Origin of the sequence: Rhizobium album (genome assembly GCF_003122325.1) — a bacterium.
Lineage (GTDB): Bacteria > Pseudomonadota > Alphaproteobacteria > Rhizobiales > Rhizobiaceae > Metarhizobium > Metarhizobium album.
The window spans coordinates 82226-95539 of record NZ_QFBC01000019.1 but is presented as its reverse complement, the minus strand read 5'-3'; the positions used below and the strand labels follow the sequence as shown (position 1 = coordinate 95539).

Below are 13314 nucleotides of genomic sequence, written 5' to 3'. Positions count from 1 at the left end.
GACGATGACTACCTTACAGAATTCGCGCGTTGCGCCGCTTTTGGATCGGCTCTTCACTGAAGCTGACACCGCAACCAGCCCGATCTTTCGCAGTCTATCGGGAAGCGAACGGGCGCGTCTCTTGGATAGCAAAACAGAATATCTTCAGCTCTACTCGCTGATGAAGGACCTTTGGCTTCCGGTCTCGCCGGAAACGGGAAGGCTCCTCTACATGCTGGCGCGCAGCATCGGGGCAAAGACCGTTATCGAATTCGGGACGTCATTTGGAATCTCAACGCTGTTTCTGGCGTCAGCGCTGCGCGACAATGGCGGTGGACGCCTCATCACTACCGAGTTCGAGGTTTCCAAGGTCGCAAAAGCCCGCGAGCACCTTACGGAAGGCGGCCTGATTGATCTTGTCGAAATCCGGGAAGGGGATGCCCTTCAGACGTTGAGCGTCGGCCTGCCGGACCAGGTCGATCTCGTGCTGCTCGATGGCGCAAAGCCGCTCTACGCGGACGTCCTGCGCCTGGTGGAAAACAGCCTCCGGCCCGGTGCTCTGATCATCGCGGATAACGCAGATCTGTGCCCCGATTACCTTGAGCACATGCGCACGGCACACGGCAATTATCTGTCGGTAGCGGTTGCCGACGACATCGAACTTTCGATCCGCCTGTGAACCGAAGAACTGCTGCCTGCGACCACCAATCCCTCAACAGAATGAAAGAAGCTCATCATGATTGTTATCACTGCCCCAACCAGCCAAATTGGCAGACAGGTTGTCAACACGCTCATCGAAGCAGACGCTCCGCTTCGTCTGATCGTCCGCGATGCTGACAAGCTGCCCGAACATGTTCGCGATCGAGCGGAAATCGTCCTCGGATCCCACGGTGACGCCTCCGTTGTCGACCGCGCTTTCGAAGGTGCCGACGCCGTGTTCTGGTTGGCACCGCCCCCATGGGCGCAGTCCCTGGAGGATGCCTACCTCGCTTTCACCAGACCGGCGGCCGAGGCGATCCGCCGCCATTCCGTCCCGCGCCTCCTGTCGATCACCGCGATCGGCCGGGGAACGGACTGGCAGGATCGGGCAGGGCCGGTCACGGCCTCGATCCGGATGGACGACCTTTTGATGGAGACGGGCGCAGCATTCCGTGCACTGGCCATGCCCTCGTTCATGGAAAACACGGCCCGTCAGGTCGGTGTCATGAAGGAGAAGGGCATGTTCTTCGGTCCGATTGCTTCCGACCGGAAGCTGCCGTTTACGGCAACGCGGGACATGGCTGCGGCGGCGGCCCGTCTGCTTGCTGCTCATGGCTGGAGCGGGCAGCAAGAGGTGCCGGTGTTGGGCCCCGAAGATCTGTCGTTCGACGACCAGGCGGCGATCATTTCCGACGTGACTGGCCATACTGTGCGTTACCAGCAGATTTCCTATGACCAGTTCAAGCAGCAGTTCCTGGCCCGAGGCACAAGCGAATCCGTCGCTCAGGGTTATGTCGATATGTACCGGGCGAAGGAACAGGGCATCGACAATACTGCGGCCCGCACACCTGAAACAACTGGCCACACCAGCTTCCGGGCATTCTGCGAAGAAAACCTGAAGCCCGTGTTTGCCTTATAACGGAGAGTTATGATGGACACCGCTGGATCACAGTACGACCTTGCGACCAACCCGTTGACCATATTTTGGCTCATCAAAACAACGCCCGAATGGCTACAACTCCCGCCGCAGGGGGAAGGAGGTCGGTTTGCGTTCGGCAAGACCGTGCTCAACCCGATCCTGGCCCGTTACCCAGGCGCCAGAATGGCATTCTTTGACAGCGAGGCATTCACCGCCGATTGCACCGACATCATGGTCTGGACCGTAACCGATCTCGAGCACTACAACGGCGTGGTCAATGATCTTCGTGAGACCAAGTTCTGGAGCAGCTACTTCACGATCGAGAAGATCATTCCCGCGATCGAGAACGAATACGCCAAACACTACAAGACCGAAGCCCTCGGAGCGGCCTGACCAAGTTCCTTCCATGTTCTGCTGATCGCTGGAACCGTAAGCGTTGACGTCAACCAACGCACCCAAAATCACCAAAAAGAGTGCGTTACATGACTGATATCACTGAAGCCACGCCTGGCTATCCGCGTGTGGTCGTCCTGACTGTCGCCCTGTTTCTCTCCTATCTCACCGTTGCCATGGCTCTGCCGGCCATACCGGTTCATGTTGTCGAAGGTCTCGGCCTCGACAATACATGGGGCGGCCTTGCGGTCGGCATCGCCTTCCTCTCCACGATCCTCACACGGGGGCATGCCGGTGCATGGAGCGACCGGGTCGGCGGAAAGCTCGCGATGCAATACGGCTTGCTCATCTACGGTGCTGCCGGCCTCGTTTGCGCCCTGGCTGCCTGGCCTGACCTCTCGGTTAAACAAAGCTACATGCTGCTCCTCGTCGGCAGACTCGTGCTCGGCCTGGGCGAGAGCCTTGCCTTGGTGGGCATGATGGGCTGGGCGATCGGCCTCACGGGACAGGCACGGTCGGGACGTGTCATCTCCCTTGTCGGCATGGGCATGTATGGCGCGTTTGCCGCTGGTGGCCCGCTAGGGTTGACCTTGCTTGACCGGATCGGTTTTGTGGGTTTGATGGGTGTATGCAGTGTCCTGCCAATGGTGGGACTAATCATCATCCGATCGGTCCCGGCCGTAGAACCTCATGCTGGTCCACCCGAGTCCATCTGGCGCATGGTCGGACGGATCTGGCTCCCCGGTGCGGCAGTGGGTTTGCAAGGGGTCGGCTTTGCCGCGCTCGGCGCCTTCTTCCCGCTCTACTTCCTAAGCAAGGGCTGGCATCAGGCCGGACTTGGCCTCACGTTCTTCGGCACTGGCTTTGTCGCGATGCGGCTGCTCTGCGGGCATTTGCCGGACCGGATGGGAGGCGCACGCGTTGCGGCCGTCTCTCTCGTGGTGGAAGCTTTTGGCCAATATCTCATCTGGCTTGCGCCTGGGCCGTATGCGGCTCTTGCGGGCGCTCTTTTGACCGGTATTGGTTGCTCTATGGTCTTCCCATCGATGGGATCCGTCGTGATCAAGCAGGTGCCGCCTCAGCTTCGGGGAACAGCAATCGGTGGCTTCGCGGCCTTTCAGGATCTGGCATACGGTGCAACCGCGCCCGTTGTCGGAGTACTTGCCGACTACGCGGGATATTCCTCGGTTTTCTTGATCGGAGGATTTGCTGCAACCCTGGGTCTCTGCGCTGCAATGGCAGCCGGTCGCCACAATGGTTGAAGTACAAGCTGCGGGCGGGAGCAATTTCCGAGTGTGCTCCTCCGGAGGGCTCCAGACGTCATAAAGCACATTCTCATGTACTTCAGCAGGCTGACATCGATCACATTGTGGGCCGCAAGTTCGAATCCCATCATGAGCGATGATGCGGCTAAGAGGAGAAGACTGGAAGCGGTGAAAGATCATGGTGACTTGTTTTGCCGTGGCGTGCCCCGACACCCGCGACGGGCCAATCGACAGGTAAGCTTTCATGCGTTGACCAACTCACGCTGTTTATCGTCGCGATGTAAGGCACGATAACGCGCAGGCGATTGGCCGAGCGTACGGCGGAAGCTCGCCGCAAAAGCACTGTCGGACGCGTAGCCGAGAGATTGAGCGATCTTTGGCAGTGGCTCGTTTCCACGCCTCAGCCGGGCGGCCGCAAGCCGCATCCGCCAGCCCAAAAGATAGTCTATCGGTGACGTTCCGACGGTGGCGCGAAATCTATCGGCAAATCCGGAGCGGGACTGGCCGGCAAGAGACGCCAGCGCCTCTACCGTCCAGCGGCGCGATGGATCGGCGTGGATGGCCCGCAGTGCCGGCCCCAGACGGGCATCCGCGAGGCCGGCGAGCCAGCCGGGATGCTGGGCTGTCTGGCGTGCCATGTAAGCACGTAGTACATGGATAAACACCAGCCGCAGCAGGTCGTTGCAGGCGATGCGAGCGCCCGGTGCTGCGCTGTTCCACTCCAGGTCCAACTGTTCGAGCAGCCATCCAATCGGTCCGGCCTCTTCGTGCTCAATCACTACAACAGGCGGCAGGGCCTCGGTGAGGAGTGAGCCATCGACGGTATCGAGGTTGACGCTGCCGCCGAGGAGCACGAAATCCCGACCATCGCCCACTGAGACATCGAGATTTCCTCCGGCGAATACCTCTGCCGCCGCGATCGGCTTCACGTTGGGATCGCTGCAAAGCGTAAAGGCCTTGCCGCTGACCACCAGACAATCGCCGGCCTCAATGCGCAACGGCGCCTCTCCCTCCGAGATAAGCCAGGCACCGCCTTCGCGGATCGCATTGAACTTCAGGTAGCCCGGTGGTGGAAAAGCAACAGACCACGCGCCTCCGGCTGCAAAACGCACGGAGAACAGCGCCCGCGCATTGATGGCACTAAGCACGTCGGACAGGGGATCCTGGATGTTTTGGACGATCACGACAGAAATCCGGATCCTGCAGGCTGGGGACTCCGAGAAACTACCCGATATAGGGGACGGACACCAGAGTCACAAATGAAGGAGTAACAACATGTCCGAACAGAAACCTATTGGATCTCGTTTCAGCGCATCCAGCACGGCACGCGAGGTCACCGAGGGTATCGCTCTTTCCGGCAAGACGGCGATTGTCACCGGCGGCTATTCCGGTCTCGGCGTCGAGACGACGCGGGCGCTAGCAGGTGCTGGTGCTCGTGTCATCGTACCGGCCCGCAATCGCGAAAAGGCCGAACGCACACTTGCCGGTATCGACAATGTTGTTATCGAAGCGATGGATCTTGCGGATCCCGCATCGGTTGCCGCCTTTGTTGACAGGATCGTTGCGGCGGGCATGCCGATCTCAATCCTGGTCAACAGCGCCGGCATCATGGCGACGCCGCTTGCCCGTGATGAGGCTGGGCACGAGAGCCAGTTTGCCACCAATCATCTCGGCCATTTCCGGCTGGTTGCAGGTCTGTGGCCTGTACTGGTCAAAGCGGGCAACGCACGGGTGATCTCTGTATCGTCGCGTGGCCATCAAATTGGTCCAGTCGATTTCGACGATATCGATTTCCGGACGCGCCCCTATGACAAGTGGCAGGCCTATGGCCAGGCAAAGACGGCAAATGCTCTGTTCGCGCTTGAACTTGATCGGCTTGGAGCCGCGCTTGGCGTGCGGGCATTTTCGTTGCACCCCGGCGTCATCCTGACCGATCTCGCCCGCCATCTCAGCGAAGACGAGATCAATTCTTTCGATGTCTATGACGAGAATGGCAATCGTCGGGTCGACCCCGCACGTGACCTCAAGACGCCGGAACAAGGCGCAGCAACAAGCGTCTGGGCAGCAACGCGGCCCGAACTCGACGGTATCGGCGGCGTCTACTGCGAAGATTGCGAAGTCGCCCTGCCGCAGACGGAGACGGATGGGACTAGAGGTGTGGCGCCTTGGGCCATGGATCCACAGGCTGCTGAACGGCTGTGGCTGCTTTCGGAACAGTTGACCGGCTTGTCAGTAGGTGATCGTCGAGGCTGAGCACATATCGGCACAGGAGCGTTTTGCGGTTGCCAGGGCGAGGAATTCGGGCTGTCGAAGACCGGCTACGTCCTGGTCGGTCGGTATCACGCAGAGGTAAAACAGCGGCCTACCTTCAAAAACCTAATGACGTGGTCGATCCGGATAATGCCTTGTCGCCTCTAGGAGATGGCGACGCGGATGGTCGCATCGCCACTGCAGGCCGAAATACCCTGTCGGACCTCGACGGCCCGGCAGGGAGGTGTCTATGCGTTGCGCAGCTAGCGCGATCAGGCCTTGGCCGCCACCGGAAGCCGGAACGGGGCGCCGAGCCGGTTGAAGGCGTTCATCGCGGCGATGGTGATCGTCAGATCGACGAGATCCTTCGGTTCGAATACGCCGGCGGCGGCGGCATAGGCCTTGTCGGAGGCGTGGGTCTGGCTGACATTCGTGACTTCTTCAGCCCAGGCCAGCGCTGCTCGTTCCTGCTCGCTGAACAGGTGAGGCACCTCGTCCCAGACCGGCAGCAGAGTGATCTTGTCTACGGACATCGTCTTGCGCAGATCGCGACTATGCATGTCGATGCAATGGGCGCAGCCGTTGATCTGCGACACGCGCAGGAAGACGAGATGAATCAGCTCTTCAGGTAGGTTCGTTTTCTTGGTGACGTATTGATGGACGCCGAAGAGCGCCTTGGCACCCTCGGGGGCGACTTCGGACCAGTTCATGCGGGACATATTGTTCCTTTCTTGTGGACGCGGTTCTCCGTTCGCCGGTGAAACCATCGTTGCTTGTGCGGTAGGTGAGGGGGTGGATCTGGTAGGTAGCGCTACGGCTTGCGCGGCGTCGTCAGGACGGCGTCGTCGGTATCGACGACGAAGACGGCGAGCAGCTTCGCCGGCTCGGTCTTGCTTGCATTGGCGCTGACGTCATGGCGGTCGCCTGGCAGCTCGGTGAAGTTCTGACCGGCGGTAAAGGTCTTCGTCTCGCCACCATTCACGGCGCTCTGGATCGCGCCTTCTAGGACCGTGGCATAGATCAGCGCAGACTTCGCATGCGTGTGGGCGGAGCTGTAGCCGCCGGGGCCGTACTCGACGAGGACGCCCTTGACGCTCTTGCCAGGGACATCGGGCAGGGGATGCTCGTAGACGAGCGTCACCTTGGCGTCCTTCGTATCGTGGGCGAGTCCTGGCTTAGCGACATCGTGAGCGGACGCGGTGGCAAGGGTGGCCGCGAGTGCCGCAGCCGCATATGCAATGATCTTCATGATCGTGCGCTCTTTCTATGCCTTGAGCCATTCGGCGACCGTGATCGCGCCCTTGATGTAGTCTCCGCCGGGAACCAGTGAGCCGGCGACAACCGGAGCGCCGAAGTATTCGACGGCCGCGTCAGCGTTGACCGGACGAACGTCGCTCTTGGCATCGAGATAGGTCCGGATGAAGGATCCGAACGGTCCCCGTTCGGGCCCGGCAAGATCGACGAATCCGTTCTTCGGCTCGCCGAGCGCGGCTTCCACCAAAGCAGCGGCGACGTCATTGGCCGCGATCGGTTGGAAGTCGATATCCGGCACTTTCACGGCGCCGTCGGCCGAGTACGCGTCCACCAGCGTCTCCGTGAATTCATGGAATTGTGTGGCCCGAACGATCGTGAAGGCCTGGCCCGAGGTAGCGACGGCCTCCTCCTGCGCCAGCTTACCTGCCATGTAAGGATTGGCCGAGAGCTGATCGGCATTGACGATCGAGAGGACGACGTGATGGCGCACGCCTGCGGCCCGTTCGGCGCTCGTCAAGTTCCGGCTCGACGTTCCAAAGAAGTCGGCGATCACGGCCTTGTCGAACGACATCATGTTTGAAACGTCGATGACGGCGTCGGCGCCCGCTAGCGCATCGGCCAGTCCTTCTCCCGTATAGGCATTGATGCCGTTGCTGGAGCTTGCGGCGACGGCCTCGTGGCCTGCGTCCTGAAGCAGTTTCACTGCCTTTGAGCCAATCAGGCCCGTGCCGCCGATGACGACGACCTTCTTCATCTTGGTCATGGTGCTTTCTCCTATGACGAGGCGCGATTGCCCGTCTTGCGTTCGTGGAGTTCAAGGAAGGCGCATCCTCGTGCGGCGATACCGCCGTCGTCGGCTGCGCCGAGATCCGCCAGAAGATCCGCGACAGACACCTTGGCGAGTTCTGCGCGATAGGCCTTCTCGGCCTTCAGCATCGCGGCGTTGATCTGGCAGGGTTTGGTGAAGTAGCGCTGCGGCAATGGGTTCGGCCCCCGCTGGCGGATCTCCGCGCAGCGGAAGGCGGGCGCCGGTCCTTCGACCGCGAGGACGATGTCGAGGAGGCTGATGTCCTTTGGCGCTTTCGCCAGCCGATAGCCGCCCTTCGGACCCGGCGTCGTTGAGACGATCCCGGCGCCGGACAGCGCCTGCAGGTGCTTCAGCAGATAGCTCGTCGACACGCCGTGGAGTTCGGCCAGGGCTGCCGCCGACAGTACGCCGTCTTCCGACAGACCCGCCAGGAATGCCGTGCAGTGGATGGCCTGCTCTACGCCTTCGCTCAGTTTCATGTTGCATCTCCTAATCGTGGACAATAAATATCTATGATTAGGAGCAAGTCAATCCCTGTTCGTGAGGTCGGTCCGAAATTTTGGATCTCGGATCAGACACAGGAGTTAGCCAGCCGGGCGCCTCGTCATGGGCAGGAAGTTCGGGGACTACTTGTTAACGCCGGAGGATGTTGTGCCAGCGCCCCCGACGCATCTCTGCTGCAAGGGGAATTTTATTATTGACTGATCTGTCCATAATTGTTACGTCGTTTGTATGGCCAGACCGAGAGAATTCGACCGAGACGCAGCGTTAGAGAAAGCACTTAGGGTGTTCTGGGCGAAGGGATTTGCGGCGACCTCCACCGATGATCTGCGTGAGGCGATGGGCATTGGCAGACAAAGCCTCTACAGCGCCTTCGGCGATAAGCGTACACTTTACCTGGAGGCGCTGGATACCTATCAGCAACGGACGAACACTGGCCACGTCAAGAGGCTAAGCGCCCCGGCATCGCCTATACGGGGCATCGAGGATCTGCTTGTCGGTCTTGTGTCGGAAGACGATTGCGAGCGGACACTTGGATGCATGGGGGTGGGATCCGTCGGCGAGTTTGGTGTGACCGACCCTGAAATCAATGCGCGCCGCGGCGCTGCAAGTGCTGCGCTCGGTCGACGTATATTTGAGAGAGTGTTGGACGGCCAACGTTCAGGAGAAATCAATCCGGCTCTTGACGCTGAAGAAACTGCTTCATTCATTCAGATGACGATGACCGGCCTGCAAGTGGCTGCGCGCGGCGGCGCAAACGCTTCTGATCTGAAGGCGATGGCACGTTTTGCAACGCAGCGCCTAAAGCCTTAACGCGGCCTCCACAGATGGGGGCATTTTATTTGCCTAATTATGGACAGGTCTGTCAAGAAAGGAAATTCCAATGACGATCGAAGAATGCAAGACCGCCCTCGTGTTTGGAGGTGCCCGTGGCATCGGCGCCGCTGCAGTCGAAAGACTTGCAAAAGAGGGGTACGATGTTGCCTTCACATATGTTTCGCGACCGGACAGCGCACAGGCGCTCGTTGCCGAGATCGAGAAGAGCGGGCGCCGCGCCCTAGCCATCCAAGCCGACAGCGCAGATGCTAACGCCCTTCGTGGGGCGGTGGCCAAGACGGTAGATGTCTTTGGGCCGCTCGACGCTGTCGTCGTCAATGCAGGGATTTTGCGCCTCAACACAGTGGATGCGGTTAGTCTCGAAGAACTGGATCTGATGATCGACATCAATATTCGAGGCGTTTTCCTGTCCATCCAGTCCGCAGTGCCCCACATGAAGGATGGCGGCCGCATTATCACAATCGGGTCGAACACGGCAGAACGGACAGGAATGCCGGGAGCAAGCGTCTACCAGTTCTCCAAGGCTGCGGTCGCAGCGATGGTGAAAGGCTTGGCACTTGATCTCGCTCCACGGCGCATCACCGTCAACAACATCCAGCCAGGTCCGACGGACACTGACATGAACGCCGGTGCCATTGAGATGTTGTCTGACCGCAGCCCGTTGAAGCGCGTTGCCGATCCCAAGGAGATTGCCGGGATGGTGTCCTATCTCACAGGTCCCGACACGTCCTTCATGACCGGATCGAGCCTTACAATCGACGGGGGCTGGACGCTATAAAGTCAACGCTCCAGGGCTAGGGCCGCTCGCAGCGGCCCTGTCCACTACTCCCGCATTTTCCTCCTGCAAGATTCTGCTCGGCAAAACTTACCGGCAGGCAATCTTTGGTTTGTCGCGATGCAATTCGCCAGTTCCACATACTCCAGGAGGGCATCGATCATCTGTCCCTCATCCCAGGCTTCCGGCGAAGCGTTCTGCATAATTTTCCCGCTGAAACACCTCGGCGACAAAGTCGATGAAGACGCGTGTCTTTGAGGGGAGCAGGGCTCAGTTTGCATCATAGATCGAGATGGGACCGGCATCGACCCACCAGCCGGCAGGAGCCGGATAAGTTCCCCCCGTTCCAGATAGGGCCGGGCATCCGGCTTGGCGATCATCGTGACGCCAAGTCCGAGTATGTTGAACGCTTGGTCGATGTTTTAGATAGTTATGCATTTAGATCTCTCGGGCCGCCGGTTCACATCCCTTCAAGAGCTTAGCGTCCAACTATCAAGCAACTCGCGCGAGCCGCCGGATTGTCTGCGGGGGCTGCCCATATTGCCGCATGAACGCTTCGCGCATGCGGCGAAGGTCGGTAAAGCCAGTCTCCTGCGCAATTCGGTCCATCGGATGGCGTGTCTCTTCCAACATCAATCGAGCAGCTTCAAGACGCATCTGTTCAACAGCCTTGGCCGGCGTTTGGCCGGTTTCCGAACGAAATGCACGGCTGAACTGACGTGGCGATAGCGCCGCGACTTCTGCCAGTTCGTCAACAGTGAGCGTGTTGGAGAGATGAGATTTAGCATGGATCAGCGCCTTCTGGATACGATCGCTGCTCGGCGCAAGCTGCAGTAATTCCGAATGCTGGGACTGGCCCCCGCCGCGGCGATGGTGCATGACCAGCCGACGTGCGATTGCGCCTGCCACATTCCGCCCGAGGTCTTTCTCAATCAAGGCCACGGCAAGATCCAGCCCGGCAGTAAGACCCGCTGATGTCCAGACTGGCCCCTCATTGATGAAGATGCGGTCATCCTCCACGCGTACGTTTGGAAACGCCTTGCGCATCTCGTGTGCATAAGACCAGTGCGTGGTTGCGCGGCGTCCATCGAGCAAGCCCATCTGGCCAAGAAGGAACGAACCGGTGCACAGGCCCGCAACCCTCCGGGATTGCTTCGCCAGATCCCGCAGGATCGCCAATGTTTCCTCTGCTTGCTGCGGAGGCGGCACAAGGCCAGCCAACAGCAGCAGCGTGTCGACGGGACCGACCTCTCCCAACTTGACTGTCGGAACAGCAAAGCCGCTGGAGGAAATGATTGGGCCGCCTTCGACGGAAGAAATCGACAGCGTATAAAAATCTTCCCCTTTCAATCCATTCGCCAACTCGAAGGCTGCCTGCACGCCCAGCGCTAGGAATTGGAAGCCCTGTGTCAAAACCATGGAAACATGAGGCATGTCGCCCTCCACAACGCGATGACCGAAAAACGTAGTTTATACGTCATATCGGACAACGGTCATTCGGTCCATAACATCCTTATCGAGAGCGACGACGCTCTCATCATCAAGGAAGGAACCGACCAATGACGACCAAGGGAACTGCCCTCATCACAGGTGCTTCAACGGGGATCGGTGCAATCTACGCCGACCGGCTTGCCACACGCGGCTACGACCTTATCCTCGTTGCCCGCAACAAGGATAAGCTCCAGTCACTCGCCTCATCGATTTCGGACCGGACGGGGCGGGCGGTCGAAGTTTTGGCCGCAGACCTCGGCAATGCGACTGATCTTGCCGCAGTCGAAAAGGTGCTGCGCGAGGACGCAAGCATCACTGCGCTGGTGAACAACGCCGGGATCGGCACGCATACTTCCCTGCTGGAAAGCGATGTGGAGCGGATGGAGGCGATGATCCGCCTCAATGTCACTGCATTGATGCGCTTGACCTATGCCGCTGTCCCCGGCTTTGTCGTCCGTGGCGGCGGTACCATTATCAATATTGCATCCATTGTCGCTGTTGCGCCGGAGTTGCTCAACGGCGTCTACGGCGGGACAAAGGCCTTCGTTCAGGCCTTCACCACGTCGCTGAACCATGAACTGGCAGATAAAGGCATTCGCGCACAAGCAGTTCTGCCGGGCGCCACCCGGACAGATTTCTGGGCACTTGGTGGCCTGCCGGTTGAACATCTCCCGACCGAGATCGTCATGCAGGCAGAGGACATGGTCGACGCCGCCCTTGCTGGGTTCGATCAGGGCGAAACCAATACGATACCAGCGCTTAAGGACATCGAATTGTGGGATGCGTTCGAGGCCGCCCGCCGTGCACTCGGCCCGCAGCTTTCCGCAACCCATTCGGCTCCCCGCTTCAAGGTCGTCGCTTGAGACCAAAAAGGTCTCCCAAGCACTGCAGAGGCATCGAGAGCCTAGGGTAAGTGAAATCCGCTTTGGTGGAAGGGGATGGTGCTTATGGCATCATCCCCAAGAAACAGCGTCACTGTCAGTGATAATGTCAAAGTTCGATATGTGTCCGAGCAGCTCGAACGCGGCGTGTGTAGGGGCGGAGTGAGGGACCAAGACTTGTGCGCGATCCTAGACAGCGGTTTCCAGCACGGGTCACTCGACAAAGTCCGCCACAACGCCCGGCTTGACCATTCCGCTCAGTTCCTCGACATCCCAATTCGACAGCCGCACGCACCCATGCGAACCGACTTTGCCGATCAGCTCCGGTTCTGGTGTGCCGTGGATGCCGTAGGTCGGCTCGGTCAGGTCGATCCACACGGTGCCTACAGGACCGTTCGGCCCGCTCGGCAGTTCAAGGATTTTCTTATTATTGCCCTGCTGGAAATTGATCTTCGGATTGTAGGTGTATGTCGGCATACGCGATACGCCCTTGACCTTATGCGTCCCGGTCGGGGAAGGAGAATCCTCACTCCCGATCGTCGCTGGGTAAACCGCAAGCAGCGACCCGTCCTCGGCGAAGGCGAAGACCTGCGCCGCCTTGCGGTGAACCTCGATCCGCTTGACCAAGCCAGTCCTGCTGGCACCGGGGATGGCGACAGCGATCGTCTCGCCCGGCTTGAAGGCCGCCGTCGGGTTGAGTGCCTTGATCAGCGCGATATGCATGTGGAAACGTTCAGCCAGTTTTTCTGCCGTGCTGGTATAGCCGAGATGATCCATCTTGGCCTGCTCGGCATAGTCCTTTGGAATGCTCTCGACGAGATCCTTCCCGTCTTCCTCGGTGATGGCATAGGCCTGGATAGCCGGAGCATCATCGGCCAGACGACCAAGTATGTCGGGATCGAGCTTCCCGTCCACCGGCAGGCGCTGAAGCGCCTCAAAACCGGCGATCGCTTTCGACAGGTTGTCGCCAAAATATCCGTCGATGACACCGGGAGATGATCCGGCGCGGTCGAGCAGGACCTGCAGGTGCACGATGGCTGGATTGGGCTCCGTCTGTTTTTCAGCTGGCGCCTCGATCGGAAGGGAAGCAATGGCGGAGGTATTGACGGCTTGTGCGTCGATCGGTGCTGCCAAGGCCTGAGAACAGAGCGTCAGGGCGGCGGCCAGTGTAAGGTACCGAAGGGCATTCTTCATGGAGGCTACCGGTTGCTGAAAGCCTCTCCACATGGCGGCGGAGAGGCCTCTGAATAAAGATCATGTCT

General features: G+C 59.6%; 15 protein-coding genes and 1 pseudogene. 8 read left to right on the top strand and 8 right to left on the bottom strand.

Annotated elements, in window-relative coordinates; translation table 11 throughout:
- Positions 1-4 precede the first annotated feature (4 nt).
- The 4 genes from DEM27_RS28260 (at position 5) to DEM27_RS28245 (ending at position 3252) form a co-directional block, all read left to right on the top strand.
- A complete protein-coding gene (locus DEM27_RS28260) occupies positions 5-658 on the top strand; it encodes an O-methyltransferase (RefSeq protein ID WP_109461594.1) in 654 nt (217 codons plus the stop codon).
- 57 nt (positions 659-715) lie between these two features.
- Positions 716-1597 (top strand): NAD(P)H-binding protein, encoded by an 882-nt coding sequence (locus tag DEM27_RS28255; protein ID WP_109461593.1) that lies wholly within the window; start codon positions 716-718, stop codon positions 1595-1597.
- 9 nt (positions 1598-1606) lie between these two features.
- On the top strand, positions 1607-1990 hold the full coding sequence (locus tag DEM27_RS28250; protein ID WP_245446183.1) for a darcynin family protein: 384 nt from the start codon (positions 1607-1609) through the stop codon (positions 1988-1990).
- Between the two features lie 89 nt (positions 1991-2079).
- Positions 2080-3252, top strand: coding sequence for an arabinose transporter (locus DEM27_RS28245; protein ID WP_109461591.1), 1173 nt, complete (start codon positions 2080-2082; stop codon positions 3250-3252).
- 245 nt (positions 3253-3497) lie between these two features.
- On the opposite strand, the gene DEM27_RS28240 is transcribed toward DEM27_RS28245, so the two are convergent.
- Positions 3498-4439, bottom strand: coding sequence for an AraC family transcriptional regulator (locus DEM27_RS28240; RefSeq protein WP_109461590.1), 942 nt, complete (start codon positions 4437-4439; stop codon positions 3498-3500).
- A 91-nt stretch (positions 4440-4530) separates the two neighbouring features.
- Between DEM27_RS28240 and DEM27_RS28235 the strand changes: the two genes are divergently transcribed.
- Positions 4531-5508, top strand: a complete 978-nt coding sequence (locus DEM27_RS28235) for an oxidoreductase (RefSeq protein WP_109461589.1) — start codon at positions 4531-4533, stop codon at positions 5506-5508.
- 269 nt (positions 5509-5777) lie between these two features.
- On the opposite strand, the gene DEM27_RS28230 is transcribed toward DEM27_RS28235, so the two are convergent.
- The 4 genes from DEM27_RS28230 to DEM27_RS28215 all read right to left on the bottom strand — a co-directional run bounded on the left by DEM27_RS28230 (position 5778) and on the right by DEM27_RS28215 (position 8046).
- Positions 5778-6224: a carboxymuconolactone decarboxylase family protein gene (locus tag DEM27_RS28230; protein ID WP_109461588.1), complete on the bottom strand. Its 447-nt coding sequence runs from the start codon at positions 6222-6224 to the stop codon at positions 5778-5780.
- 92 nt (positions 6225-6316) lie between these two features.
- A complete protein-coding gene (locus DEM27_RS28225; RefSeq protein WP_109461587.1) occupies positions 6317-6754 on the bottom strand; it encodes a cupin domain-containing protein in 438 nt (145 codons plus the stop codon).
- Positions 6755-6769: 15 nt separating this feature from the next.
- Positions 6770-7522 carry an SDR family oxidoreductase gene (locus DEM27_RS28220; protein WP_109461586.1) on the bottom strand — a complete coding sequence of 251 codons (753 nt, stop codon included), beginning with the start codon at positions 7520-7522 and terminating at the stop codon, positions 6770-6772.
- A gap of 11 nt (positions 7523-7533) precedes the next feature.
- Positions 7534-8046 carry an RrF2 family transcriptional regulator gene (locus DEM27_RS28215; protein ID WP_109461585.1) on the bottom strand — a complete coding sequence of 171 codons (513 nt, stop codon included), beginning with the start codon at positions 8044-8046 and terminating at the stop codon, positions 7534-7536.
- Positions 8047-8299: 253 nt separating this feature from the next.
- Between DEM27_RS28215 and DEM27_RS28210 the strand changes: the two genes are divergently transcribed.
- Positions 8300-8881, top strand: a complete 582-nt coding sequence (locus DEM27_RS28210; RefSeq protein ID WP_109461584.1) for a TetR/AcrR family transcriptional regulator — start codon at positions 8300-8302, stop codon at positions 8879-8881.
- Positions 8882-8951: 70 nt separating this feature from the next.
- Complete coding sequence (locus tag DEM27_RS28205; RefSeq protein WP_109461583.1) at positions 8952-9683, top strand: SDR family NAD(P)-dependent oxidoreductase; 732 nt, start codon at positions 8952-8954, stop codon at positions 9681-9683.
- Between the two features lie 168 nt (positions 9684-9851).
- Here DEM27_RS28205 and DEM27_RS34790 read toward each other — a convergent pair.
- A pseudogene (locus DEM27_RS34790) lies at positions 9852-10081 on the bottom strand (LysR family transcriptional regulator); the annotation flags it as partial.
- 91 nt (positions 10082-10172) lie between these two features.
- Positions 10173-11114 carry a GlxA family transcriptional regulator gene (locus DEM27_RS28195; RefSeq protein WP_205908975.1) on the bottom strand — a complete coding sequence of 314 codons (942 nt, stop codon included), beginning with the start codon at positions 11112-11114 and terminating at the stop codon, positions 10173-10175.
- A gap of 125 nt (positions 11115-11239) precedes the next feature.
- On the opposite strand from DEM27_RS28195, the gene DEM27_RS28190 reads away from it, so the two are divergent.
- Positions 11240-12034, top strand: a complete 795-nt coding sequence (locus DEM27_RS28190; RefSeq protein ID WP_109461581.1) for an SDR family NAD(P)-dependent oxidoreductase — start codon at positions 11240-11242, stop codon at positions 12032-12034.
- A gap of 231 nt (positions 12035-12265) precedes the next feature.
- On the opposite strand, the gene DEM27_RS28185 is transcribed toward DEM27_RS28190, so the two are convergent.
- The gene (locus DEM27_RS28185) at positions 12266-13246 is read right to left on the bottom strand and encodes a L,D-transpeptidase family protein (RefSeq protein ID WP_109461580.1); all 981 of its coding nucleotides are present in this window, start codon (positions 13244-13246) and stop codon (positions 12266-12268) included.
- Between the last annotated feature and the right edge of the window lie 68 nt (positions 13247-13314).

Excerpts from the sequence above, each read along its gene's own strand:
- DEM27_RS28260 (WP_109461594.1), top strand. The coding sequence starts at position 5 with ATGACTACCTTACAGAATTCGCGCGTTGCGCCGCTTTTGGATCGGCTC.
- DEM27_RS28255 (WP_109461593.1), top strand. The coding sequence starts at position 716 with ATGATTGTTATCACTGCCCCAACCAGCCAAATTGGCAGACAGGTTGTC.
- DEM27_RS28250 (WP_245446183.1), top strand. The coding sequence starts at position 1,607 with ATGATGGACACCGCTGGATCACAGTACGACCTTGCGACCAACCCGTTG.
- DEM27_RS28245 (WP_109461591.1), top strand. The coding sequence starts at position 2,080 with ATGACTGATATCACTGAAGCCACGCCTGGCTATCCGCGTGTGGTCGTC.
- DEM27_RS28235 (WP_109461589.1), top strand. The coding sequence starts at position 4,531 with ATGTCCGAACAGAAACCTATTGGATCTCGTTTCAGCGCATCCAGCACG.
- DEM27_RS28230 (WP_109461588.1), bottom strand. The coding sequence starts at position 6,224 with ATGTCCCGCATGAACTGGTCCGAAGTCGCCCCCGAGGGTGCCAAGGCG.
- DEM27_RS28225 (WP_109461587.1), bottom strand. The coding sequence starts at position 6,754 with ATGAAGATCATTGCATATGCGGCTGCGGCACTCGCGGCCACCCTTGCC.
- DEM27_RS28220 (WP_109461586.1), bottom strand. The coding sequence starts at position 7,522 with ATGACCAAGATGAAGAAGGTCGTCGTCATCGGCGGCACGGGCCTGATT.
- DEM27_RS28215 (WP_109461585.1), bottom strand. The coding sequence starts at position 8,046 with ATGAAACTGAGCGAAGGCGTAGAGCAGGCCATCCACTGCACGGCATTC.
- DEM27_RS28210 (WP_109461584.1), top strand. The coding sequence starts at position 8,300 with ATGGCCAGACCGAGAGAATTCGACCGAGACGCAGCGTTAGAGAAAGCA.
- DEM27_RS28205 (WP_109461583.1), top strand. The coding sequence starts at position 8,952 with ATGACGATCGAAGAATGCAAGACCGCCCTCGTGTTTGGAGGTGCCCGT.
- DEM27_RS28195 (WP_205908975.1), bottom strand. The coding sequence starts at position 11,114 with ATGCCTCATGTTTCCATGGTTTTGACACAGGGCTTCCAATTCCTAGCG.
- DEM27_RS28190 (WP_109461581.1), top strand. The coding sequence starts at position 11,240 with ATGACGACCAAGGGAACTGCCCTCATCACAGGTGCTTCAACGGGGATC.
- DEM27_RS28185 (WP_109461580.1), bottom strand. The coding sequence starts at position 13,246 with ATGAAGAATGCCCTTCGGTACCTTACACTGGCCGCCGCCCTGACGCTC.